Origin of the sequence: Veillonella seminalis (genome assembly GCF_003992065.1) — a bacterium.
GTDB classification, from domain to species: Bacteria; Bacillota; Negativicutes; order Veillonellales; family Veillonellaceae; genus Veillonella_A; species Veillonella_A seminalis.
In genome coordinates, this window is record NZ_RQUZ01000015.1 from 20,514 (window position 1) to 44,918 (window position 24,405).

Genomic DNA, 24,405 nt, shown 5'->3' on the forward strand with positions numbered 1-24,405 from the left:
ACTTTTGTCAGACCAATTTCAGTCTGTACTTACCGTATAGTATATCAAAAATTGAATATTTTCGCTATATTGAGTCTTTTATAGACTTATTAGTGAATTTTTCAGTCGTATAAAAAGCTTTACGAACTTTATATATAATAAAAAACTCCCCGTCACTGCGTATTGTGACAGGGAGTTTTTATAGAATATCTTGAAAGGCAGTCAGCCCTTATTGCTTGGCATTTATGCCTAAAATGCCAAGCTTTTTATATAAACGCTTTAATCATATATTAAAACGGGGACCCGGAAGGCTGTTTCTTATGAACAGCCTAATTTAATTAACAAGATTATTTATTTAAAATCGCTTTTACATCGTTAACGATTAATTCAGGGGATAAGTGGTAACGAGCCACCAATTCATCCATAGGAACACGGTCATTTACTTCTTTTTTCATACCGATGTTCAATACTTTCATATCAGCTAAACCGTAGAAACGGGATACTTTTTCACCGAAACCGCCGTCCAATACACCATCTTCCAAAGTAATAACGAGGCTGTGATCAGCTTTTAAGCTTTCCAATACATCAGCATCCACTTCAGAGGATAAACGAGGATTTACAACAGTAGCATCAATGCCTAATTCAGCCTTTAAAGCGTCTTTAGTACGTAATGCCAAATCATAGAAGGCACCTAAGCCCAAGAGAACTACCGTATTGCCTTTAACAGTTACCTGATTGCTCAAATCACCGTTAAATGCGCTGCCGGCTTCATAAGTCTGAACTTTACCACCCGGTACACGAATCATTACAGGGAAGTCGCTTTGATCCAAAGACCAGTTAAGCATAGCCAATAATTCTTCTTTAGTAGCCGGCGATAATACGCGAAGGTTTGGAATCGTGTTCATCATAGCCATATCAAACGCACTGGAGTGAGTAGCATCCATTTGAGAAATACCGCCACCCAATGGGAAGGATAAAATTGTAACGGCATTGTTATTTAAAGCCATATCCTGAGTCAATTGGTCATAAGTACGTTGTAAGAAAGTAGCCGCATCAAGGATAACCGGTTTACCGCCATTTTTAGCAATACCGGCAGCCATAGCCACCATATGTTCTTCCGCAATACCTACGTCAACAAATTGTTTACCGGCCTGAGCACGACGTTCGGGATTAAAACCGCCAATGTTAGGTACACCGGCTGTTAAACCGACTACTTTCGGATCTTGCTTCATTTTTTCGAGTAAATGAGTAGCGATGATGTCATCAAAATGTTCTTCTTTCATGTACGCATCCACATCAAAATGTTTGCCCATAATGTAGTGATAAGTTTCTTTATCAGCTTCTGCTTCCGGTAAACCTTTACCTTTAACAGTTACCATATGGATTACAATCGGATGATCAATATCTTTAACTGCTTTGAAAGTTTCAATTAAAGATTCCAAATCATGACCGTCTTCTACGAATACATAGTCAAGATTCATAGCTTTGAAGAAGTTGTTTTCAGCTTTGCCTTTGCTGTCACGCAATGCTTTGAAGTGTGCGTAGAAACCGCCTTCGTTCGGAGCAATGGACATATCGTTGTCATTGAACAACACGATGAAATTGCTGCCCAAAGTAGCACTTACATTAAGGCCTTCCAACGCTTCGCCGCCGGACATGGAGCCGTCACCGATGATAGCGATTACATTGCCGTCTTCACCTTTAAGGTCACGAGCTTTAGCCATACCGGATGCCAAACTTACAGAAGTAGAAGTATGACCTACAGTGAAGAAGTCATGTTCACTTTCATTCGGGTTGGTATAACCGGAATATTTACTGTAAGAAGCAGGGTCGGTAAAACCTTCTTTACGACCGGTCAAAATTTTGTGAATGTAGGACTGATGGGATACGTCAAATACGAATTTATCTTTCGGAGAATCAAATACGTAATGAAGGGCCAAAGTAGCTTCTACAAAACCAAGATTCGGAGCCATATGTCCACCGGTTTCACTCACACGAGTAATCAATACTTCACGAATTTCTTGAGCCAATGTTTTTAATTCATCAATGCTCATACCTTTAATATCTTTAGGGCTGTTTACTTTGCTTAATAAGTTCATAATTTCTTCCTTCCAAACAACATATATATAATCCGTATATCATACTTGTTATCCAACTTAAGATTTTCCAAAACTGTATAAATACGACTTACTAACAATCGGTTATAAACAAAAAAGTTCCGTAATCCTCACTGTGACTGACTTTATGTCGTCATCAGCGGTGATTACAGAACTCATTATAGATCTTGAAGTTAACTTCAAGTCAAGAACTACTTTTAATTTTTTCAATTTAATTTAAAATTTTCGTTCAACGAATGATGCATATATCCCTAGAAACAGCTCTATTATAAGTATTTATGACCATATCGATAGTTTTAAAAATTTTTAGAAATTCAAAAAATTAAGAACTTAGCGAATTATTTTTCGTAATCGCGATCCAAATTAACTTCTTTTAACGGAATAACGTGAGTTTTATATTTGCTCTTATAGGCCGCATATACCAACAAGAATACCGGAATACCGATATAAGCTACGCTGGCACCGTACCAGTCAATCGTATCGCCCGTAAAAGCTGTATAGTTCTGACCGGCAATAATGATAAGACATAAAATAGTAGCAAAAATAGGACCAAACGGATAGAACAAAGCTTTAAACGGAATGGCATCCAAGCTTTTGCCCTGTGCATGGAATGCACGACGGAAACGGTAATGAGCGATGGCAATACCAAGCCATGCAATAAAACCACTCATACCACTGATATTAATCAACCAGTTGTATGCCGTACCTTCACCAATCAAAGAAGTTAAGAAAGCAAATACACCGAAAGCTGCCGTAGCCAATAAAGCCGGTACCGGCACACCGCGAGAATTTAATTTAGTAAAGATCTTAGGTGCATCACCTGCTTTAGCCATAGCATACAGCATACGGGTAGATGCATAGAGACCGGAGTTACCGGCAGATAATACGGCCGTTAAAATAATTGCATTGATGAAGCTGGCCGCAAAAGCAAATCCGAAACGATCAAGTACCAAAGTGAATGGACTGATAGCTACATTTTCAACACTGGAATTCAATAAATTAGGATCGTCGTAAGGAATCAAGAAACCGATAACTACGAAAGCACCGATATAGAACAATAAAATACGCCAGAAAATGGAATGAATCGCTTTTGGTATATTTTTCTCAGGATCCTCCGATTCGCCGGCGGCAACACCGATTAATTCCGTACCTTGGAAGGAGAAACCGGCTACCATGAAAATAGCCATAATAGAACCGAACCCACCTACGAACGGAGCTTCACCGCGTGTCCAGTTTTCAAAGCCCGGAGAAGTACCGCCAATGCCTAAAATAAGCATAGTGCCTACAAATAAAAACACGAAAACGGTAATAACCTTCATACTGGAGAAGAAGTATTCACTTTCCCCGAAGGAACGAGTCGATAAATAATTCATCAAGAATAAAGCCGTCAAGAACAAGGCTGACCATACAATAGCCGGAATTTCCGGAAACCAGTATTTCATAATCAAGGCACCGGCTACGAGTTCAGCCGCCAAAGTAATCGCCCAGTTAAACCAATAGTTCCATCCCAATGCAAAACCGAAAGCCGGATCCACATAACGGGATGCATAGGTACCGAATGAACCCGGTACCGGTAAATAGGTAGCCATTTCACCTAAACTGGTCATCAAGAAATAAACCATAATACCGATAAAACCATAGGCTACCAAAGCGCCGCCCGGGCCGGCGGTGCTGACTACTTCACCGCCCGCTACAAAGAGGCCTGTCCCTATGGAACCGCCCAAGGCAATCATATTCATGTGGCGCGATTTCAAACTTCTTTTTAATTTAGTATTCGCTGCATCACTCATACACTATCCTCCCACCCTACAAGTCTAAATTACGAACTAATTTAGCATTATCTTCAATAAATTTGCGACGCGGTTCTACCTTATCCCCCATGAGTACGCTAAAGATCTTATCGGCCTCAATGGAATCTTCCAAACTTACCTGCAATATAGTACGATTTTCCGGATTCATGGTTGTTTCCCAAAGCTGTTCCGGATTCATTTCACCTAAACCTTTGTAACGCTGAATCGTAATATTGTCGCGACCGATTTCATCCAGCTTAGCGGCCATTTCCGCATCACTGTATACATACCAATGACCTTTGCCTTTTTTGATTTGGTACAATGGCGGCTGCGCAATATATACGCGTCCTTCTTCGATGAGCGGTTTCATATAACGATAGAAGAAGGTTAATAAAAGCGTACGAATGTGGGCGCCGTCTACGTCCGCATCGGTCATGATAATAATTTTATGGTAACGACTCTTATCGAGATCAAAATCTTCGCCAATACCGGTACCGAAAGCGGTAATCATGGAGCGAATTTCATTATTGGCCAAAATCTTATCCAAACGTGCTTTTTCTACGTTCAAAATCTTACCGCGCAACGGTAAAATAGCTTGATAACGACGGTCACGGCCCTGTTTGGCACTACCGCCCGCCGAGTCACCTTCGACAAGATAAATTTCAGTCATCAAAGGATCTTTTTCAGAGCAATCTGCCAATTTACCCGGTAACGAGCTGACTTCAAGCGCATTTTTACGACGAGTCAATTCACGAGCTTTACGAGCTGCTTCACGAGCACGATTAGCCGTAGTTGCCTTATCAATAATTCGTTTAGCTTCAGCCGGATGTTCTTCAAGGAATGTCTTTAGACCTTCCGATACAACAGTATCGGTAATACCTTTAACTTCACTGTTGCCGAGTTTTGCCTTTGTCTGGCCTTCAAACTGCGGATCCAATACTTTAACGCTGATAACGGCAGTTAAACCTTCACGCACGTCATCACCGGATAAATTACTTTCATTATCTTTAATAAGACCTGCTTTACGACCGTAATCATTTAAGGTACGAGTCAAAGCACTGCGGAAACCGCTTAAATGAGTACCGCCGTCAATCGTATTGATATTATTAACGAAAGACAATAAATTTTCACTGTAGCTGTCATTGTATTGGAAAGCTACATCAACGACTACATCATCACGGGTATTTTCCACATCGATAATAGTAGGGTTTACGAGATCTTTATTTTCATTCAAGAATTCAACGAAGGATACGATACCGCCTTCGTACATGAAACTTTCCACCACATCTTCTTCCGGACGTTTATCCGTAAGGGTAATGCGTAAACCTTTATTTAAGAAAGCCAATTCCTGTAAACGAGTACATAACACATTGAATTCAAATACAGTGGTTTCAAAAATTTCAGCATCCGGTTTGAAAATAACCGTTGTACCGGTGTCATTGGCACTGCCGATTACTTTTAACGGTGTCCGTAAATGACCGCGTTCAAAGCTGATTTCCTGCTCTTTACCATCTTGGCGAACTTTGACAACAGTCCATTCACTCAAAGCGTTAACTACGGAAATACCTACGCCGTGCAAACCGCCGGATACTTTGTAGCCGCCACCGCCGAATTTACCGCCTGCATGTAACTTGGTCAAAACCAATTCAACAGCCGGCACACCGGTTTCATGCATGCCTGTAGGAATACCGCGACCATCGTCGATAACGGTAATACTATTATCTTCATTAATGCTGACTTCAATATGAGTACAATAACCGGCTAAGGCTTCGTCCACACTGTTATCAACAACTTCGTATACTAAATGGTGCAACCCTTTAGACGATGTACTCCCTATGTACATCCCCGGGCGGCGACGTACCGCTTCCAAGCCTTCTAAGACTTGTATATTATCGGCACTGTAATTCTGTTCTGCCATTCCATATCCTCCCTAATTTCAGTAATAAACTATATCTTTTGGGATTTCGCTTTATAAAACAATTATCCTTAATTATACTCTATTTTTATCGTTTTGTGTATAAGTTTACAGGAATCCCCATGGCGGCACGCTGTAAACGGCGGCCTACACCGGAAATTGACATACTTAAGCCATACACAGTATCTACCGTAACTAAGTAGCTTTCAATCGGTTCATCCGGAAATACATGAATAACATCCTTATTTTGCCACTGTTTATTGCGTCGGCGTCGACCTTTTAAGAGCGGTATATCCTGAACGATTGCCACGATATCTTCAATAGACACGCTATACGTGTCCGATAAATGAACGAACATAAATCTTACCATCACTTTCTCTATATTTCAATTTTTTTGTAAGTTATAAGCCTGTTTAGCCTTCTCATATTGAGCCCGCATTTTTAAAACCGAATTTCGTATAAATTCCGGTTTTAATTGGTCTGATTTTTTATGAGTAATCAGCATTAACAGCATATATATATCATAGTTCTCATTGGACTCTTCGCGAACTACACGATTTCTGAAAAAATATATACATTCACGATGAGCCAGTTGATAATCCTCCATAGAACACTGCGGCACATACTGACGTACTTCCTCATACACGGCAAACGGCTCCTGCATTAATATATCTTTAATACGATTAATATGCTGTCGATATAAAAATGCCTTATGCTCTTGCTCTTTTAATTTACAAGAAGAGCAAAGTATTTCTTCCTTTTTAACAAGGTTTTCACAGCGCTCACAAGTATGATAGCCATGCTCTTTTAAGTATATAGTCTTCTTGTACTGTTTAATTTGCACATCCCGCAGTTCATTACGAAGCTCTTCGTTATGTATAGTCGCCAAGGAAGCTTCAATTTGAGCCAACGCATCAGCCGGCAGAGGAATGGCCTTAAAATTTATCAATACTCGCTCATAAGAATCAGTGTGTTTTGCCTTGCCTATATAAGCTGAGGTATCCCCTTTTTGTAAACTGCTGCTTGCCGAATCCATTTCACCGCCGGCCGGCTGAATAGCTTTTAAATAACTTTGCTGATACATGGTGCATTCCAGGTCCGTTATGAGCTCGGAACCGTAAAAATCATTAATCTTCTTCAACAGCTGACGTTTCATCATCTGAAGTTGTTGTAAACAAGGCGATGTCATAGCCGCCACTTTAATAATCGGCGGCTGAATTTCAAGAAGTTTCGTCTGTTTGCTTAATACAGCACCTGCAACTTTTGGCCAATGATGGTAAAGATGCATGACGGCGATTTGTTTAAACACTTTAAATGGCTTATACTTGCTATTAATATGTGAATCATATTGTCGTACATAGGAATCAGGCTTATAATCGATTGGCCCCGGCGTACGCTTAGAATCTAAAAGACCTTCAATATAACGTATTGAACTATCTTCCAAGGCAGTATTATCAGCTTCTGTTTTTACCGGTTTTGTCGAACCGGCAACAGCTTTAACAGTCTTAGCCGATGAGTCTCTGGTTTGAAATTCGTTTTTAGGTTCAAACATTTCGCTCATCATGTAATCACCGCCTTTCACAATCAATCAATGCCACATCACTCAACTGTTTTACATCTTCCAAATCAGTCGTAGTAATAAATGTTTGAATTTTCTTATGTATAAATTGCAACAAATTTTGCCGTCGTTCTTTATCCAGTTCACTGAGCACATCATCCAATAACAATATAGGATATTCGCCCACTTCCGACTTAATATATTCCAATTCACTAAGTTTAAGTGATAAAATAGCCGTTCGTTGCTGCCCCTGTGAACCGAATCGTTTTAAATCCATGGCCCCGGAGAAAAATCCCAAATCATCGCGATGCGGTCCGAATGACGTACTCATACGATGCCTGTCTGCCGAAAGATTTGATTGCAATTGATCATAAAAAGCCTTCGGCTCCGTTAAAAATCCGTTTGTTATTTGATGTTGTTCATATGTAAGTTTTAAATTTTCCTTACCGCCAGTAAGTTTACGATTCATTAAATCCAACAATAAATTAATTTTACGTAAACTATCAAGCCGCTTTTTTATGATAAAAGAACCGGTTTCCGCCAACTGCGTATCCCATTCGGCCAAAGAAATATTCCGTTGCCCGTAAGAATCCTTTAACACTTTATTACGTTGTTGCAAAATCTTATTATATAAACGCAATTGCTGATAATATAAAGCACTGGTCTGTGAAATTTCAATATCTAAGAAACGACGTCGCAACGACGGACTGCCCTTGATAAGTTGCAAATCTTCCGGGCTGAACAACACCGTATTTAAAGTACCTACTAATTCTTTTTGCAGAATACGGTTACCGTTAAGTCGGATATCTTTTTTTTCCTTACCGCTGAGTTTTAAATTGATTTTATGACGGGTGTCACGTTTCGTAAATTCCACAATGATTCCCGCCTCGGCAGCACCAAACTGCAATAAATCCTGAGTATCATTGGTACGAAAACTGCGACCGATGGTGCTTACATACAGCGATTCCAATAAATTGCTTTTGCCCACCCCGTTCGGTCCGTAAAGCACAATAATATGCGGCGGAAAGATCCAATTGGCATGCTCGTAATTTCTGAAATTAACGAGTTCCAAGGAGTGAATGTTCACTCGCCGGCCTCCTCTTTAACAACGAGTAAGGTACCGATGCCCTGTATTTCGATTACATCATCGGGGTAGATTTTTTTACGTTTTTCATGGCAAATTTCGCCATTTACTTTAATTTTTTCATCATCAAGTAAGAATTTAATCTGACCGCCGGTACCGATAATTTGTTCAAATTTTAATAATTGATCCAATTTAATGTACGGTGTGTAAATTTCTACTTGAATCGGTTCTTTTGTATTCATAATTGCCTCCTCACACGCTGTGATGTTCAATTCGCAACTATTAATATAATAAAGCTGCTTACAGTTTACCGCTACCGCGGTAAACTCAACCTGCTCTATGTATTTATTAGTTCGTACGAACCGGTGTAACTACATAAGTGTAATTCGGATTGTCATCCTGACGAATAACAACCGGTCCGTTTTGTTTTAAGTATAAATGAATTCTGTCGCCGCTGCTGTGACGCAAAATATCACCGATGTAACGTCCGTTAAAGGAAATGGTAAATGGTGTCCCTTTAAATTCACAAAGAACTTCTTCTTTAGCCATACCGATTTCAGCATTTTGAGTTGATAAAGTTACTTCTTTTTCATCCCAATCGTAGCGAATAAAATTGTAGCTTGCATCTTTAGCCAATAAAGATACACGATCTACGGCACCGGCAAAATCACGGCAGTTTAAAATCGCGCTGGAATCAAATTGAGACGGAATTACTTTTTCATAATCAGGATACTGGCCTTCAATCAAACGGGAGAATAAATAGATCGTATCAAATAAGAATACTACATTCGTGCGATTCCAAATAATGCGCACTACAGTCGGTTGATCGGTTGGCAATAAACGGGATACTTCGGCCAATGTTTTAGTAGGAATCAAAATACGCATAGCTACCGGCATAGGTGTATCTAAGGTAATTTTCTTAACGGCCATACGATGTGTATCGGTAGCTACCATAGTTAAATTTTTATCTTCACCTTCCAATAAAGCACCTGTAAAAATCGGACGATCTTCTTCACTGGCTGCTGCATAGTTTGTTAAATCAATCATTTGCTTAAATTGTTCGCCGTCAACATCAATATGATTTTCATCTTGAATTTGTTCTACTAAATTGAAATCATCCGGATTCATAGTAATGAGATTAAATTGAGAGCTTTCAGAACTTAACAATAATTGTTTTGTTTCCGCATTGGATTCTAATGTAATGGTATCGGTCGGTGTTTTGCGAACCCATTCTTGGAAATAACGAGTGCTTAATACAATCGTACCTTCTTCGATAATATTGGCATCAATAGTAATGCGTATACCGATTTCATAGTCATTGGCCTGCATTTCTACTTTACCGTTTTTAGTTGTTATATATATAGCACCCGGTAAATTGGAACTGGTTTTGTTTTGACTTACTTTTGCTAAAGCATTAATTGCTTTTTGCAACATATCTTTTGAAAACTGAATTTTCATGCTGTGTCTCCTTTACTATTACGGATGTGATTAAGTTTTTAATTATTAGTAGTCTTAGTAGTAGGGGCGGTGTATAAGTGGATAAGTAGTAAAAAGTCGCAAAATGAATAGGTTTTCCACATGAGCATAAGTTTGTGAATAACGAGAAAAAGTTATCCACTTATGAACTTTTGATTCTGTGATTGTCAATAAGTGGTCAATTAATCACAAATTATACACAACTTGTCCACAGAGTTATACACATCCTTGATTACTTAGGTTTGTTCGTTGATTTTGCTGATAATATCATCGATAGTTCGCTTTAAATCAGAGTTTTTAGCTAAATCTTCACCGATTTTATTGTATGCATGGAGTGCCGTAGTGTGATCCTTTTTACCGAAAGCTTGTGAAATTTGTGGAAAACTTTCGTTAATGAGTTCACGACACAGATACATGGCAATTTGGCGAGGATGTGCGTATTGCTTATTACGTTTTTGACCGACTAAAAATTCTTTCTTAATTTTGAAATAGTCGGAAATAAAATCTTGAATATAAGCAACGGATAATACCGATTTTTTACTTTCCGGAATTAAATCACGCAAAATATACCGTGTATATTCTACGGTAATTTGATTCAATTTATTATCCAATTCGGCTGCCGTAATCAATTTGGTAAGAGCGCCTTGCAAATCACGGACGCTGCGATTGTAATAGGTATTGCCGAAAAAGCGAATGACTTCATTCGGAATATTCAGATTAGGCAATAATTCACGTTGTTTATCTACATAAGATCGGGTAATCGCTTCCAATGTTTCCGAGTTTGGCGGATCGATGGTAACCACGAGGCCCGAGCTGAATCGTGTACGCAAGCGATCTTCCATTTGTTCCATATCCTGCGGCAATACATCACTGGTAAGGACAATTTGTTTTTTACTGTCCGTTAAGGCATTAAATGTATGGAAAAACTCCATTTGAGTGCCGGCATAGCGTTTTTCTTGAATAAACTGAATGTCATCAATCAAGAGAACGTCGACTTTACGGAATGTGCTGCGGAAAATATCCATATTAGTCTGACCGTAACGAATGGATTGAACAAAAAGGTTAAGAAAATTTTCGCTCGTAATACACATGATTTGCAGATGCGGATAACGACGATGAATTTCATTGCCGATAGCATGCATCAAATGTGTTTTCCCCAGTCCCGATTTACCGTAAATAAAGAACGGATTATAACGATTAGCCGGATTTTCAGCAATATTTTGAGCCGCCACATAGGCCATTTGGCTGGAACCGCCGGCAATAAAGGTTGCAAATGTATAATCGGGATTTAATTTTAAGATAGACTCATTATTTTTATATAAGGTCGTTTGACTGCTGTTGGCCTGCATGGCATCCTGTTCCGAAACTCCGCTGTTCGGAGGAAATAAACTGTCTGATTCCATTGGTGACGTACTTGGGATAAACGGGCCTGATTTAGCACTTTCATTTTTGTGAATTGAATCCACTACAATCGGTTCATCGTAAGTCGGTGTATGTAGCGGTGTTTGCGGTGGTGTCGCTGTAACCGGCGGTAAACCGTATTGATTGGCTATTTGCTCATAATTGTTATAGTTTGGTGCATGTGTTGCCGTTTCATTGGCATGAGCTGCTGTTTCATAAGGAACGCTGTCATAATCGTTCATATCATAACCGGATTCATTACTCAATTGAGTAGGTGCGCTTGTGGCAATTTGCACATCGTCATAGTTTACCGGATGATTTGAAAACGTCGGTGTTTCAGGTTCCGTCGGCGTAATTGTCGGTTTATCCTCCGCATTGAGGACAGCCGGTTCTTTTTCACCTACCGTTGTAATAATAATTGTAAGAGGAGAATTACTTTTGGATAAACGCTGCCAAACATTATTTACCGAATTTTGAAAAGCATTTTTTATCGTTGGTTCGTTTTCAATAAAATCTCTGATATATGTTTGCATCGTAGTTAACGTAAGTGTTTTGCTGATTTCGTCCAATGTTAACGGGAGCAAGCGGATAATCGTGCTTTCCAAGATCTCTTTCGGCAGTGTGGCTTCAATGTCTTCGCGTACTTTATTCCAAAAATCATTAAGATTGATGTTTGACATACCATTTCCTTCCCAGGGTTGTCATACTGTGAATAACTAAAAATACCCAACCTGTGTATAAGTCTTGATTTTTCTAAAAAAGAGAAAAAATAAATAGGTTAGAACAGCTGATATACACTGACTTTATACTGTAATCGCCTCCGCTGTGGATAAGTAGTGCATAAGTTGTGTATATCTTGTTGATAACCTAATTTTAATAGTCACAATATGATATTCCTTTTATATTTCATCTCTTATATTTTATCAGAAATGTAGAAAATTGTCATCGTAGTTGTGGATATCTTTATTTCATCAGTTAAAGTATAATGTATATAATATATATCCACAGAATATAGGTAATAATGATTGAATCTATCGAGTGAGTATTGACATTATAGGTCTTTATATTTATAATTATGCTGTTATGGTATAAGTAATTACAAGACCAATCTCGAGGAGGTGTTTTATACATGAAACGTACATATCAGCCAAATACGCTTTGGAGAAAACGTACTCATGGTTTCCGTGAACGTATGAAGACTATTGGCGGTCGTCTTGTTTTGAAAAGACGTCGTGCTAAAGGCAGAAAGAAATTATCTGCATAATATAATAGCTTTTAGGCAGGAGAAAAAACTTGGCGCTGCTGCCAAGTTTTTCTATTCATAATGGCATGGGATGATGATATGAGTGAATTGACATTTAACTTAGATAAGGAACGAAGAATTCGTAAAAACAGTGAATATCGCCTTGTCTATAAACATGGCAATTATGAAGTAGGTCGTCTTTGTGTTGTTTACCGTATGCCGGTAGCCAAGCAGGCTACCCGCATCGGTTTTGTAACCGGTAAAAAGGTAGGCGGCGCAGTAGAGCGCAATCGAGCCAGGCGGCTTATGAAAGAAGTCTATCGTCTCAATCAGCATGCTATTCGAGAAGGATACGCTATTGTAGTTGTAGGACGGGCTCGCATGGCGAGTGCGACGTACGACCAGGCGTGCAAGGAAATGATGTATCTTTTCAAAAAAAGCAAATTACTTAAGAGTAATGAAGCTTAGAAAGAGGTCTATCCATGAAGCGCTGTCTGACTCTTTTAACCAAACTGTTGAATGCGGTATTCATCGGCTTGGTACAATTTTATCGCTATGGAATTTCTCCATTAAAGCCTAAAACTTGTCGATTTTATCCCTCATGTTCGACGTATACCTTGGAAGCATTACGCAAATATGGACCTTTTAAAGGCAGTTATTTAGGAATTCGACGAATTTTACGTTGTCATCCGTTTAATCCGGGCGGCTATGATCCGGTTCCTTAATAACACAAATTTGGAAATGTCAAAGTGTCTGTATGGATGAAATATAGACCATACCATAACGTATATGGACACGCAAAGGCCATTTGTATTCGTCATTAATACTCGTATAGGAGCAAACTAATGGAAATTTTTCAGGTATTAGTTGATTTTATGCGGACCTTGCTTACGTATTGCTATAATTTTACAGAAGCATTAGGGTTCCCAAGCTATGGTATAGCGATTATCATTATGACCATTGGGATTAAAGCAATCCTTGCGCCATTGACGGCTAAACAGGTCAAATCGATGAAGGGCATGCAGAAATTGCAGCCTAAGATGAAAGAAATTCAGAATAAATATAAGAATGATCCACAGCGTGCGCAACAGGAAATTGCTAAGATGTATAAAGAATTGGGCGTTAATCCGTTGTCCGGATGTTTACCTTTATTGGTACAGATGCCATTCTTGATTGCTATTTTCTATGCCTTGCAAGGTTATCCATACGATCCTGCTCATGAAAGCTTCTTATGGTTGCCAAGCTTAGGTGAAGCGGATCATTTGTATATTTTACCTGTTTTAAGTGCTCTTTCTACATTTGTAATGAGCAAACAAACTGCACAGGATACGCCGGGTGCCCAACAGAAGGTAATGCAGATTTTCATGCCTTTATTCATTGGCTACATCAGCTTGAATTTCCCAAGCGGTTTGGTTATTTACTGGGTTGTATCAAACGTATTCCAAATGATTCAGCAATTCTTTATCTATCGCAACGATAATAAGGAGGCTTAATTATGGATTATATTGAAGTTTCAGCAAGAACCATTGCTGACGCCGTAGCCAAAGGCACCGAACAGCTTAAAGCTGACGGTAAAGTTGTGACTGATACAAAAGTATTGGAACAACCTTCCAGCGGTTTCTTGGGTATCGGACGTCGCGATGCGTTAGTGCGTTTATATTTTGAAGAAGCTCCGTTAACTGAAAAAGTTGCCTTTGCGGCTGAAAAAGTGGCTGCCGATGTACAAGAAGCAGCGCAGAATAAAGTGGCGGAAGCAAAAACGGCAGTAGCCGAAGCATCTGAATTTGTGCAGGAAAAAGTAGCTGATGCGAAGAGTACAGCTATGGAAGCGGCTGAAACAGCTCAGCAGAAATTCAATGAAGTTGCGGAAGCGGGACAACAAAAAGCCGGTGAAGTGGCTGATTTAGCACAGCAACACTTAGGTGAAGCCGCTGAAGCCGCTCAGCAAAAATTCGGTGAAGTTAAAGACAAAGCCGATGAAATGGCTGAAGCAGCTAAAGATAAATTTGCTAAAGTTAAAGAACAGGCTCAAGATGTGGCAGACGATGTGAAAGAAAATGTAGCGGATACGGCAGCTGATGCTAAAGAAACCGTTAAAGATGCAGTAGTAACGGCTGCGGCAACTGTAAAACCACAGCGTGAACCTGTTTCCAAAGAAGAACAGATAGAAATTGCCGATAAAGGTAAACAGTTCTTGCAGGATATGTTTAGCAAAATGGGCTTATCTGTTCAAATCGAAAAAATGATGACGGCGGAAAAAATCACATTCCAGATTCATGGTGAAGAGTTAGGTATTTTAATCGGTAAACACGGTCAGACCTTGGATGCCATTCAATATTTAACGAATTTGGTGGCTAATAAAGAAGTAGCAGGCCATTGCCATATCGTAGTGGATGTGGAGAATTACCGTTCCCGTCGTGAAGAAACCTTGGTTAATTTGGCAAAACGTCTTGCCTCTAAGGTAAAACGTAATCGTCAAAAGATTTCCTTGGAACCTATGAGTGCATTTGAGCGTAAAATTATTCATTTAACGCTCCAAAACGAAGTACATATTGTGACTGATAGTGAAGGTGAAGAACCGTATCGTCACGTAGTCATTGCTTATAAACGATAAGCTATGTGCGAGTCATAAAACCCGATCTATTGATCGGGTTTTATTTTTACACAAGGGAGAACACCATGTACACAGAAGATACGATTGCTGCCATTGCGACGCCACCCGGCATCGGCGGGGTTGGCATTATTCGCGTCAGTGGCACTCGTTGTTTTGAAATAGTAAATTCTGTTTTCAAAGCGAAGGGAACCGTACCTTTAGAAAAACGGCCGAATCGAACCATTCAGTATGGTCATATTATAGATCCTCAGAAACAAGATGAAATCTTGGATGAGGTGCTTGTTTTAATTATGAGAGGTCCTCAGTCTTTCACGGCCGAGGATGTCATTGAAGTACAGTGCCACGGCGGGATTATCGTGGTACGTGAAATTTTGAAAGTATTGCTTCGTCAGGGGGCTCGCTTGGCCGAGCCGGGAGAATTTACAAAACGGGCGTTTTTGAACGGTCGTATCGACCTTACTCAGGCGGAAGCTGTTATAGATATTATAGAGGCAAAATCGGAACAGTCTTTGGCGGTGGCGGTGAAACAGCTGGACGGTACTTTGGCCGGCATGATTCGTGCCATCAGAGAGCAGTTAATTGAATTAATTTCGCACTTGGAAGTGGCCATTGATTATCCGGAAGAAGATATTGAAGAACTTACCATGGAAGAAACGGCTGACAGATTGCAGCCGATTTTAGACAACATTAATAAATTATTGGCTACGGCAAACCGCGGTCGTTTATTGCGTGACGGTATTATGACGGCTATTGTAGGACGCCCTAATGCGGGTAAATCCAGTTTAATGAACGCTTTTTTACGTGAAAACCGTGCCATTGTTACGGATATTCCGGGAACAACTCGTGACAGCATCGAAGAAGCAATTACCATTGAAGGAATTCCGGTTCGCTTGATTGATACGGCCGGTATTCGTGAGACTGATGATATTGTAGAAAAACTCGGGGTAGATCGGGCCAAAGATTATTTGGAAAAAGCTCAAATCGTAGTGTGCGTGATTGATGCGTCGGAACCGATTAATGCTGAGGAAGAAGCGATTTTACGCGAAGCCTCTCATAAGAATACCATCGTATTCTTAAATAAAGCCGATAAAGGGGCGGTCATTACGGCCGATACAATAAAAGCGTACGGTCAATTTGCCGCTATTGCCCCAATCAGTGCCGCTAACGGTGAAGGTATGGATGTTTTAGCCGATGCGGTTAAAGAATTAGTGTATGGCGGTATAGTTCAAAACGAATCATCTGCTATGCTTAGCAATGTGCGTCACATTACGTTAATGGAACAGGCAAAATCTCAAATTGAGCAGTCGTTAAATAATATTGAAGCCGGTTTGCCGGTAGATTTTGTAGTAACCGATGTGCGCAGTGCCTGGGAGCAACTGGGAGATATTACGGGGGACAGTTTGCGTGAATCTATGGTTGATGAATTATTCAGTCGTTTTTGCTTAGGCAAATAATTAATTTGAATAATAACATGTATCCGGAAGAATATATTTGTTAAAATAGGTGAATAAATTAATGATCTCGAATGAGGTCTGACATGATTTACTAAAAGTAGCCTCGAGAGAGGGATAGGAGATAGTATGTATACAGTAGATACCTATGACGTCATTGTCATCGGTGGCGGTCATGCCGGTTGTGAAGCTGCGTTGGCCACAGCTCGTATGGGTCAACGGACACTTATGGCAACTCTTAATTTAGATAATATTGCGTTGATGCCTTGTAATCCGGCTGTAGGCGGTCCGGGTAAAAGCCATTTGGTGTATGAATTGGATGCTTTAGGCGGTCAGATGGCCATTAATGCAGATGCAACAGCGATTCAGATGCGTATGCTCAATATGGGTAAAGGCCCGGCGGTGCATTCTTTGCGTGCTCAATCGGATAAAGTGGCCTATCAGCGCTTGATGAAAGAAACGCTTGAAAATACGGATAATCTTAATGTAAAGCAGATGATGGTCAATGAACTTCTCATTGAAGACGGTGAAGTAAAGGGTATTTTAAGTGAACTCGGTGAAGTGTATGAAGCGAAAGCCATCATTCTTTGTACCGGCACTTATTTGAAAGGTAAAATTATTACCGGTGAATTGACCTATACCGGTGGACCTAACGGTCAGCGTACAGCTGAATTATTATCGGATTCACTTCGTAAAAACGGTATTGAATTAATGCGTTTTAAAACGGGGACTCCGGCTCGTGTCGACAAACGCAGTCTTACTTTGGATCATATGACGGAACAGCCGGGTGACGGTAAATATCGTGCCTTTTCCTTTATGTCCGATTGGACAAATCGCAATGAACAAATTTGCTGGTTAACTTATACGACGGAAGAAACACATGATATTATTCGCGGTAATTTGAACCGTGCGCCGATGTATACCGGTATTATCGAAGGTACAGGTCCTCGTTATTGTCCGTCTATTGAAGATAAGGTAGTTCGATTCAGCGATAAAAATCGCCATCAGCTTTTTGTAGAACCGGAAGGTAATCATACTACTGAAATGTATGTACAGGGTATGAGTACCAGTTTACCGATTGATGTGCAGTATAAATTCTTGCGCACCATTCCCGGTCTTGAAAATGTTGAAATCATGCGTCCTGCTTATGCGATTGAATATGACTGCTTAAATCCGTTGCAATTAACACCGGCTCTTCAAGTAAAACATATTAAAGGTTTATATTCTGCCGGTCAGGCTAACGGTACTTCCGGTTATGAAGAAGCGGCCGCTCAAGGTCTTATGGCCGGTATTAATGCAGCTTTGTATTTACAGGGCAAGGATCCGTTTATTTTGTCTCGAGCTGAAGCTTATATCGGTGTATTAATCGATGATTTGGTAACGAAAGGGACTAAGGAACCATATCGCATGATGACGAGTCGCAGCGAATATCGTTTGCTCTTACGTCAGGATAATGCGGATCTTCGTTTGACTGAAAAAGGTCGTGAAATCGGTCTGGTATCAGATGAACGTTATCAACGTTTCTTGAATAAAAAAGCTTTGATTGAAGAAGGCGTAGCGGCTTTACGGGCTAAGAATATTAACCCGACTAAAGAAGTACAAGCTATGCTCGAATCTATGGGGACAGCTCATATTAAAACCGGTATGACAGCTTATGATTTGGTAAAACGTAATGAATTAAGTTACGGTGATGTAGCCGAAGCTTTTGATTTAAAACGTTATAGCCCTGATGTGGAAGAAGAAATTGACATCATGATTACCTATGAAGGCTATGTTAAAAAGCAGATGGAACAGGTCGAAAAAGTCAGAAAGCTTGAAGAAAAGATTATCCCGGCTGATTGGGATTATGATTCCATGAAAGGTATTTCCTTGGAAGCCAAGCAAAAATTAAATGCAATTAAGCCCCATTCTATCGGTCAAGCCAGCCGTATTTCCGGTGTATCGCCGGCGGATGTGTCTGTTTTATTAATTCAATTGGAACAATATCGTCGTGAACAGCAAAAGTAGGAGGTCTTATGAACTTTACCGATAATTTGGCGATTCAATTAAAGGCAGCCGGTTTTACGGTTACAACCAATCAATTGGCTCAGTTTACTGCGTATTATGAAATGCTCATTGAAACAAATAAGCAGTTAAATTTGACGGCCATTACGGATCCGCATGAAGTTGCGGTAAAGCATTTCGTAGATTCTTTGACTGCGTTGGATGATGATGCTCATATATTCAAGCAAGGCGCTAAATTGCTTGATTTGGGAACCGGTGCCGGGTTTCCCGGTATACCGCTTGCTATCATGAGACCGGATTTAGAAATCGTCTTATTTGATTCTTTGCAAAAAAGACTTAATTTTTTGAGTGCGGTTATTTCAGAGTTGGATTTGAGTAAAGTAACGACTTTACATGGTCGAGCTGAAGATATGAGCCATGATGACAGGCATCGTGAAGCCTATGATTTGGTGACAAGTCGTGCGGTAGCACGATTGCCGGTGCTACTCGAATGGGCGTTGCCATATGTGAAGCAAAACGGTTATATGGTGGCTTTAAAAGGAGCTGCTTATGAAGACGAAATCAATGAAGCAACGAAAGCACTTACAATCTTAAAAGGCAATATTGAACAGGTTAAACCGGTTCAGTTACCGACACTTACAGATAAACGGGCGATTATTTATATTAAGAAAACAGGCGTAACACCTAAGTTATATCCACGTAAGCCGAAGGATATAAAAACTAAGCCGTTAGTATAAGTTCAAACAAAAATATATTAAAGACTTATACCAAACTATAGGCTTATACTGAGACATCATAAAAATATAAGCAAAATACCATATAGAATTTCACCCCCCTTGTTCTAGGTTTTACCTATAACCAAGTACATTTGATATGTATAGGTTGGAAGGCCTTTGGCAAGGGGGTTTTTCTTGACAATATAAGGCAATAAAGGTAACATATTTTTATGTATTGACCTTATCAAGAGTGATGGAGGGACTTGGCCCTATGATATCCGGCAACCGGCAAATGCATGGTGCTAAATCCAACAGTTTGTCAGGTGACTGAAAGATAAGGACAGATCCTCTGTCTTTTGAAGATAGAGGCTTTTTTGTTAAATAAGCATTATAGGTAAATTCTATAATACCTGTTGAAAAATATTATGGCGATAAGCCGTAAAATATTTGCGAAAGATAATGAGAGAGGAGTGAGGCGTATGGCTATTTATAATGGGCGTTTACCGCAGATTGATGTGGCAGAAACAATTCGTTATGCGGGCTTACGCCAGGCTACCGATTTTCCGAAACAATATGTAACGGATGCCTGTTTGGAAGTACAGTTGGTGGCAGAACCAAAAGGTGTATATGAAATATATGATTATGATGCCGTTACGGGGACAATTCAAAGTAATCCATCGCTTACGGTAGAAGGTACGTCCATTCGCAAACACTTAAAAGATGCTGAAAAAGTGTATGTTATGGCAGTTACCATTGGGGAAGGCGTAGAGCTTAGAAGTGCTGAGCTTTTTAAAGAAAATAACTATACACTCGGTTTATTGGTGGATGCGGCGTCTACAACGGCGGTAGAACAGGTAGCGGATCAGGTTAATGATTTAATTGAAAAAGAAGCGGCTAAAGCGGGTTATACTACTACATGGCGTTTTAGCCCCGGCTACGGTAATTGGAATTTGGATGTCCAAAAGAATTTGGCTGCCATTATCGGGACAAACCATATCGGTCTTACGGTGACGGATACATTTTTATTATTTCCGCGCAAATCGGTGACTGCTATTATAGGCTGTATACCTAAGGGAAAGCTTGCTTGTGAAAAAAATGCAGACTTGCGTCCGGGTATTAAACGCGGGTGCAGTTCCTGTAATCAAGTAAACTGTGCATCACGTAAAATTTAGAAAATGATATAAATTATAGTAAATCATTGGCAGACAGAAGGTTAATATACTTAATATACGGAGAGAGGCGATAGGTATGTATATATTTGATGGTGCTATGGGGACCATGTTGCAACAATCGGGGTTAGTCGAGGGTGAGTGTCCGGAATTATTTAATGTGGAACATCCGGAAGTAGTGACCGGTATTCATGCGGCTTATTTAAAAAACGGCAGTGATATTGTAACAACCAATACATTTGGTGCCTGCAGTTTAAAATTAGCCGATTACGGCTTGGCAGATCGTGTTGCCGAAATAAATTCAGCGGCTGTTAAAGCGGCTAAAAAAGCGATTGCTGATGTTAAACCGAGTGCCAAGGTAGCAGGTTCTATGGGGCCGACCGGTCAATTTATTGAACCGTTGGGCCAAATTTCCTTTGATGAAGTATATGCTACGTATTATGAGCAGGCATCGGCTTTAATTGAAGCCGGCGTTGATTTTATCATTATTGAAACTATCATCGACATTCAGGAAATGCGCGCCGCTTTATTGGCTGCTCGCGATGCTCGTGAAAAAGCGGCTAAAACCGAAACGGATGTTAAGATTATTTGTCAGTTTTCCTTTAGTGAAGACGGTCGAACCATTACGGGTACACCGCCTGAAGCTGCAGCTATCTTAATGGAGGCCATGGGAGCCGATGTAGTCGGCATTAATTGTTCCTTGGGACCTGAACAACTTATTCCTTTGGTAGAACGCTTAGCTTCGGTTACTAATTTGCCGATTAGTGCGCAGCCGAATGCGGGCATGCCTATGCTGGTTGGTCGTGAAACGGTATTCCCTTTGTCCCCTGAAGAAATGGGTTCTTTTGTGCCGGCTTTGATTGATGTGGGCGCTACTTACGTAGGTGCTTGTTGTGGCAGTACGCCGCAACATATTGCGGAAATTGCCAAAGCGGCTAAGGCTCATACACCTAAAGAGCGTAAAGAAGTGGTACCGTTTACCGCTTTTACGAGCCGTACCGGTTTTGTAAAAGTAGGTCATACGGAAAAGCCGATTATTATCGGTGAGCGTATTAATCCGACAGGCCGTAAAGTATTGGCTAAAGAGATTAAAGAAGGCAGTTTTGCTATGGTGAAGCGAGATGCTTTAGCACAGGTAGCGGCCGGCGCCGATGTACTTGATGTGAATATGGGGGTACCCGATGTCGATGTAGCGGCTGTTATGAAACGAGCTATCATGGAATTAACCATGCTCGTTGATGTACCGCTCTCTATCGATACTTTAGACCCGGCCGCTATGGAAGCGGGCTTAAAAGCCTATCCGGGTCGTCCGTTAATAAACTCGGTAAATGCGGAACCGGAACAATTGGCACAAGTGTTACCGTTAGCTAAACGCTATGGGGCTACGGTTCTATGCTTACCATTGGGGCGGGGTGATTTACCGGCTACGGCAGAACAAAGAATAGAATTGGCCAAGGAAATTGTGTTGGCCGCTTATGAAAAAGGCTTGCGCAGCGAAGATTTATTGTTGGATCCGCTCGTGTTAACTTTGGCAAGTGGTCAGGATAGTGCGGTTCAGACCTTGAGAACTTTGGCTATGTATAAAGAAACTTTTGGTTTCCCTACGGTTATGGGTCTTTCCAATGTGTCCTTCGGTTTACCGCAACGACCATATTTGAACAGCCAATTTTTAACTATGGCTTTATCTCATGGGTTAACGGCACCTATTTTAAATCCGTTGAATGCAACTGTTAAAAAAGCCTTTATCGCAGGACGCACGTTACTCGGCTTTGATCCGGCCGCTACCGAGTTTATAGCCGATTACGGTCTGGATGAAGAAAATACGGTAACTAGTTCTGCGGCTAAAAATGTAACATCCGTTTCATTTAATAGTGATGATCCGTTGGAAAATATCCAACATGCCGTTGAACAAGGGGAAAAAGAATTAGTTATTGAATTGGTAGAAAAAGCATTAGCCGATGGTCTGGATCCGCTTAAAATTACCAAGCATGCTTTATCAGAGGCTATGAATGTGGTAGGTGAAAAATTCGGTGCCGGTAAAGTCTTTTTACCACAGGTAATGCTGGCAGCCGAAGCCATGCAAGGTGCTTTCCAGACGATTAAAAGAGTATTACCTGATGCGGGCGGCATAACACGTGATACCGTTATTGTGGCTACCGTTAAAGGTGATATTCACGATTTGGGTAAAAATATTGTAGCCGCGTTGCTTGAGAATAACGGCTATCGTGTTATTGATTTAGGTAAAGATGTGGAACCGGAAGAAATTGTGGCAGCGGTTAAACGAGAAAACGCAACGGTTGTAGGTATCTGTTCTTTGATGACGACCACTATGCCGATGATTGACGTAACAATCGATGCGATTCGTGAAGCTGGCTTACCGGCTAAGGTGCTTGTAGGCGGAGCCGTATTGACACAGGAATACGCCGATAAAGCAGGAGCCGATTCGTATGCCAAAGACGGCATCAGTGCTGTTAATATTGTAAAACATTTACTGGGCGACGATTAATTGAATGAGTTATTTTGAGCAGACTGAATAGTTACTGTTAAACAGTCAGCTGTAGAAATAGGCTCCCGAACAGTTAAGTTAAAAAAGAAGTCGTCGGATTATTTAGAGAGAGTTGGGGATTGGATGGTAACATCATTACGTGAAAAACATCAAGCCGGTCAATTTACTATTACTGTAGAATTAGACCCGCCGAAGAGTGCTTCGGTAAATAAAACCTTTAAAGAAGCGGCACAACTTTTAGACAAGGTTGATGCTATTAATATTGCCGATTGCCCGATGGCTAAATTACGTATGAGCCCTATTGCGTTGGCTCATTTGATAAAATTTCGGGCACAGATAGATACTATTTTTCATCTTACCTGTCGTGATAGAAATATTTTGGGGCTCCAGGCTGAATTATTGGGGGCGGCTGCTCTCGGCGTAAATAATATTTTAACTTTGACCGGTGATGAGCCATCCCGTGGTGATCATCCTGATGCCAAGCCTGTTTTTGAAGTAGACTCAATCGGGTTGTTAAAAATAGCCAATACATTAAATAACGGTTTTGATTTGGCCGGTAATCCATTGGATGAATCTACCAATTTTTATATAGGTACAACCGGTAATCCCGGGGCTGATGATTTAGATGCAGAAAAGGCTAAGATTATTCGTAAAATTGAAGCGGGTGCTAATTTTATCCAAACACAGCCTATTTATGATTTGGAAAAAGCAAAACGCTTTGTCGATATGGTCGAACCTTTAGGGCTTCCGGTTATGCTCGGATTGATTCCTTTAAAAAGTTTTAAAATGGCAACGTATCTTCACACGAAGGTACCCGGAATTTCCTTGACTGACGATATTCTAAACCGTATGGAAAAAGGTGGTAAGGAAGCAGGTTTGGAAATTGCACTTGAAACTTTGTTGGCAATAAAACAAATTGCTCACGGTGTTCATATCATGCCACTCAATGATATTCAGACTGTGTTGTATCTGATTGATCATATAAGTTAAAATTAAATACAGATGTTACATACGATTCATCGCATACTATATTTGTTGTGGTGAATCGTATTTTGTTTCACGTGAAACAATTTGATCTAAAACTGTTGAGCCGGAATAAAAAGGAGGATGTTTCACGTGAAACAATTTAATCTGAAACTGTTGGGCCGGAATAAAAGGGGGGATGTTTCACGTGAAACAATTTAATCTGAAATTGTTGGGCCGAAATGAAAAATAAGAATGTTTCACATGAAACATTCTTTTAAAAAACGGTTAATTGTAAACTGAAATTGAACATATAAAAAATCCATAGTGAATACCGATTTGTATTATGATTAATGTCGCTAAAACAAATCTTATACACGAGGTATCGATATCACTATGGACTCTATTAATCATAACAC

General features: G+C 40.3%; 20 protein-coding genes, 1 pseudogene and 1 riboswitch. Of the genes and pseudogenes, 12 read left to right on the top strand and 9 right to left on the bottom strand.

The window, feature by feature from the left end:
* Nucleotides 1-326 precede the first annotated feature (326 nt).
* The 9 genes from EO126_RS09645 to dnaA form a co-directional block, all read right to left on the bottom strand.
* A complete protein-coding gene (locus tag EO126_RS09645; RefSeq protein WP_127008664.1) occupies nt 327-2,078 on the bottom strand; it encodes a 1-deoxy-D-xylulose-5-phosphate synthase in 1,752 nt (583 codons plus the stop codon).
* A 356-nt stretch (nt 2,079-2,434) separates the two neighbouring features.
* Nucleotides 2,435-3,886 carry an amino acid permease gene (locus tag EO126_RS09650; protein ID WP_006555247.1) on the bottom strand — a complete coding sequence of 484 codons (1,452 nt, stop codon included), beginning with the start codon at nt 3,884-3,886 and terminating at the stop codon, nt 2,435-2,437.
* Nucleotides 3,887-3,902: 16 nt separating this feature from the next.
* Complete coding sequence (gene gyrB / locus EO126_RS09655) at nt 3,903-5,804, bottom strand: DNA topoisomerase (ATP-hydrolyzing) subunit B (RefSeq protein ID WP_006555248.1); 1,902 nt, start codon at nt 5,802-5,804, stop codon at nt 3,903-3,905.
* An 85-nt stretch (nt 5,805-5,889) separates the two neighbouring features.
* On the bottom strand, nt 5,890-6,171 hold the full coding sequence (locus tag EO126_RS09660; protein WP_006555249.1) for a hypothetical protein: 282 nt from the start codon (nt 6,169-6,171) through the stop codon (nt 5,890-5,892).
* A 15-nt stretch (nt 6,172-6,186) separates the two neighbouring features.
* Nucleotides 6,187-7,365: a DciA family protein gene (locus tag EO126_RS09665; RefSeq protein WP_127008666.1), complete on the bottom strand. Its 1,179-nt coding sequence runs from the start codon at nt 7,363-7,365 to the stop codon at nt 6,187-6,189.
* Between the two features lie 4 nt (nt 7,366-7,369).
* On the bottom strand, nt 7,370-8,446 hold the full coding sequence (gene recF / locus EO126_RS09670) for a DNA replication/repair protein RecF (protein ID WP_127008668.1): 1,077 nt from the start codon (nt 8,444-8,446) through the stop codon (nt 7,370-7,372).
* A complete protein-coding gene (locus tag EO126_RS09675) occupies nt 8,443-8,685 on the bottom strand; it encodes an RNA-binding S4 domain-containing protein (RefSeq protein WP_006555252.1) in 243 nt (80 codons plus the stop codon). Before EO126_RS09675 ends, recF begins: the two co-directional genes overlap by 4 nt.
* Nucleotides 8,686-8,791: 106 nt before the next feature.
* Entirely contained in the window at nt 8,792-9,901 is a 1,110-nt protein-coding gene (gene dnaN / locus EO126_RS09680; RefSeq protein ID WP_127008670.1) for a DNA polymerase III subunit beta, read from the bottom strand.
* A gap of 254 nt (nt 9,902-10,155) precedes the next feature.
* Complete coding sequence (dnaA, locus tag EO126_RS09685; protein ID WP_127008672.1) at nt 10,156-12,000, bottom strand: chromosomal replication initiator protein DnaA; 1,845 nt, start codon at nt 11,998-12,000, stop codon at nt 10,156-10,158.
* Nucleotides 12,001-12,449: 449 nt separating this feature from the next.
* On the opposite strand from dnaA, the gene rpmH reads away from it, so the two are divergent.
* The 12 genes and pseudogenes from rpmH (at nt 12,450) to EO126_RS09740 (ending at nt 24,013) form a co-directional block, all read left to right on the top strand.
* Nucleotides 12,450-12,584 carry a 50S ribosomal protein L34 gene (rpmH, locus tag EO126_RS09690; RefSeq protein ID WP_006555255.1) on the top strand — a complete coding sequence of 45 codons (135 nt, stop codon included), beginning with the start codon at nt 12,450-12,452 and terminating at the stop codon, nt 12,582-12,584.
* Between the two features lie 78 nt (nt 12,585-12,662).
* Nucleotides 12,663-13,031, top strand: a complete 369-nt coding sequence (rnpA, locus tag EO126_RS09695) for a ribonuclease P protein component (RefSeq protein ID WP_192496400.1) — start codon at nt 12,663-12,665, stop codon at nt 13,029-13,031.
* Between the two features lie 14 nt (nt 13,032-13,045).
* Nucleotides 13,046-13,288 carry a membrane protein insertion efficiency factor YidD gene (gene yidD / locus EO126_RS09700; RefSeq protein WP_127008674.1) on the top strand — a complete coding sequence of 81 codons (243 nt, stop codon included), beginning with the start codon at nt 13,046-13,048 and terminating at the stop codon, nt 13,286-13,288.
* A 120-nt stretch (nt 13,289-13,408) separates the two neighbouring features.
* Complete coding sequence (locus EO126_RS09705; RefSeq protein ID WP_127008676.1) at nt 13,409-14,056, top strand: YidC/Oxa1 family membrane protein insertase; 648 nt, start codon at nt 13,409-13,411, stop codon at nt 14,054-14,056.
* A gap of 2 nt (nt 14,057-14,058) precedes the next feature.
* Nucleotides 14,059-14,211, top strand: a pseudogene (locus EO126_RS10990) (Jag N-terminal domain-containing protein); the annotation flags it as partial.
* A 333-nt stretch (nt 14,212-14,544) separates the two neighbouring features.
* The gene (jag, locus tag EO126_RS10995; protein ID WP_225723626.1) at nt 14,545-15,177 is read left to right on the top strand and encodes an RNA-binding cell elongation regulator Jag/EloR; all 633 of its coding nucleotides are present in this window, start codon (nt 14,545-14,547) and stop codon (nt 15,175-15,177) included.
* A gap of 65 nt (nt 15,178-15,242) precedes the next feature.
* Nucleotides 15,243-16,631 (top strand): tRNA uridine-5-carboxymethylaminomethyl(34) synthesis GTPase MnmE, encoded by a 1,389-nt coding sequence (gene mnmE / locus EO126_RS09715; protein WP_127008680.1) that lies wholly within the window; start codon nt 15,243-15,245, stop codon nt 16,629-16,631.
* Nucleotides 16,632-16,757: 126 nt separating this feature from the next.
* The gene (mnmG, locus tag EO126_RS09720; RefSeq protein ID WP_127008682.1) at nt 16,758-18,635 is read left to right on the top strand and encodes a tRNA uridine-5-carboxymethylaminomethyl(34) synthesis enzyme MnmG; all 1,878 of its coding nucleotides are present in this window, start codon (nt 16,758-16,760) and stop codon (nt 18,633-18,635) included.
* An 8-nt stretch (nt 18,636-18,643) separates the two neighbouring features.
* Nucleotides 18,644-19,369: a 16S rRNA (guanine(527)-N(7))-methyltransferase RsmG gene (gene rsmG / locus EO126_RS09725; RefSeq protein WP_127008684.1), complete on the top strand. Its 726-nt coding sequence runs from the start codon at nt 18,644-18,646 to the stop codon at nt 19,367-19,369.
* Between the two features lie 217 nt (nt 19,370-19,586).
* Nucleotides 19,587-19,689, top strand: a riboswitch (SAM riboswitch).
* Nucleotides 19,690-19,827: 138 nt separating this feature from the next.
* On the top strand, nt 19,828-20,520 hold the full coding sequence (locus tag EO126_RS09730; RefSeq protein ID WP_127008686.1) for a methionine synthase: 693 nt from the start codon (nt 19,828-19,830) through the stop codon (nt 20,518-20,520).
* 76 nt (nt 20,521-20,596) lie between these two features.
* On the top strand, nt 20,597-23,023 hold the full coding sequence (locus tag EO126_RS09735) for a homocysteine S-methyltransferase family protein (RefSeq protein ID WP_127008688.1): 2,427 nt from the start codon (nt 20,597-20,599) through the stop codon (nt 23,021-23,023).
* Between the two features lie 123 nt (nt 23,024-23,146).
* The gene (locus EO126_RS09740; RefSeq protein ID WP_127008690.1) at nt 23,147-24,013 is read left to right on the top strand and encodes a methylenetetrahydrofolate reductase; all 867 of its coding nucleotides are present in this window, start codon (nt 23,147-23,149) and stop codon (nt 24,011-24,013) included.
* Nucleotides 24,014-24,405 lie beyond the last annotated feature (392 nt).

Coding starts and splice junctions, on each gene's coding strand:
- EO126_RS09645 (WP_127008664.1), bottom strand. CDS start 2,078: ATGAACTTATTAAGCAAAGTAAACAGCCCTAAAGATATTAAAGGTATG.
- EO126_RS09650 (WP_006555247.1), bottom strand. CDS start 3,886: ATGAGTGATGCAGCGAATACTAAATTAAAAAGAAGTTTGAAATCGCGC.
- gyrB (WP_006555248.1), bottom strand. CDS start 5,804: ATGGCAGAACAGAATTACAGTGCCGATAATATACAAGTCTTAGAAGGC.
- EO126_RS09660 (WP_006555249.1), bottom strand. CDS start 6,171: ATGGTAAGATTTATGTTCGTTCATTTATCGGACACGTATAGCGTGTCT.
- EO126_RS09665 (WP_127008666.1), bottom strand. CDS start 7,365: ATGATGAGCGAAATGTTTGAACCTAAAAACGAATTTCAAACCAGAGAC.
- EO126_RS09675 (WP_006555252.1), bottom strand. CDS start 8,685: ATGAATACAAAAGAACCGATTCAAGTAGAAATTTACACACCGTACATT.
- dnaN (WP_127008670.1), bottom strand. CDS start 9,901: ATGAAAATTCAGTTTTCAAAAGATATGTTGCAAAAAGCAATTAATGCT.
- dnaA (WP_127008672.1), bottom strand. CDS start 12,000: ATGTCAAACATCAATCTTAATGATTTTTGGAATAAAGTACGCGAAGAC.
- rpmH (WP_006555255.1), top strand. CDS start 12,450: ATGAAACGTACATATCAGCCAAATACGCTTTGGAGAAAACGTACTCAT.
- rnpA (WP_192496400.1), top strand. CDS start 12,663: ATGAGTGAATTGACATTTAACTTAGATAAGGAACGAAGAATTCGTAAA.
- yidD (WP_127008674.1), top strand. CDS start 13,046: ATGAAGCGCTGTCTGACTCTTTTAACCAAACTGTTGAATGCGGTATTC.
- EO126_RS09705 (WP_127008676.1), top strand. CDS start 13,409: ATGGAAATTTTTCAGGTATTAGTTGATTTTATGCGGACCTTGCTTACG.
- jag (WP_225723626.1), top strand. CDS start 14,545: ATGGCTGAAGCAGCTAAAGATAAATTTGCTAAAGTTAAAGAACAGGCT.
- mnmE (WP_127008680.1), top strand. CDS start 15,243: ATGTACACAGAAGATACGATTGCTGCCATTGCGACGCCACCCGGCATC.
- mnmG (WP_127008682.1), top strand. CDS start 16,758: ATGTATACAGTAGATACCTATGACGTCATTGTCATCGGTGGCGGTCAT.
- rsmG (WP_127008684.1), top strand. CDS start 18,644: ATGAACTTTACCGATAATTTGGCGATTCAATTAAAGGCAGCCGGTTTT.
- EO126_RS09730 (WP_127008686.1), top strand. CDS start 19,828: ATGGCTATTTATAATGGGCGTTTACCGCAGATTGATGTGGCAGAAACA.
- EO126_RS09735 (WP_127008688.1), top strand. CDS start 20,597: ATGTATATATTTGATGGTGCTATGGGGACCATGTTGCAACAATCGGGG.
- EO126_RS09740 (WP_127008690.1), top strand. CDS start 23,147: ATGGTAACATCATTACGTGAAAAACATCAAGCCGGTCAATTTACTATT.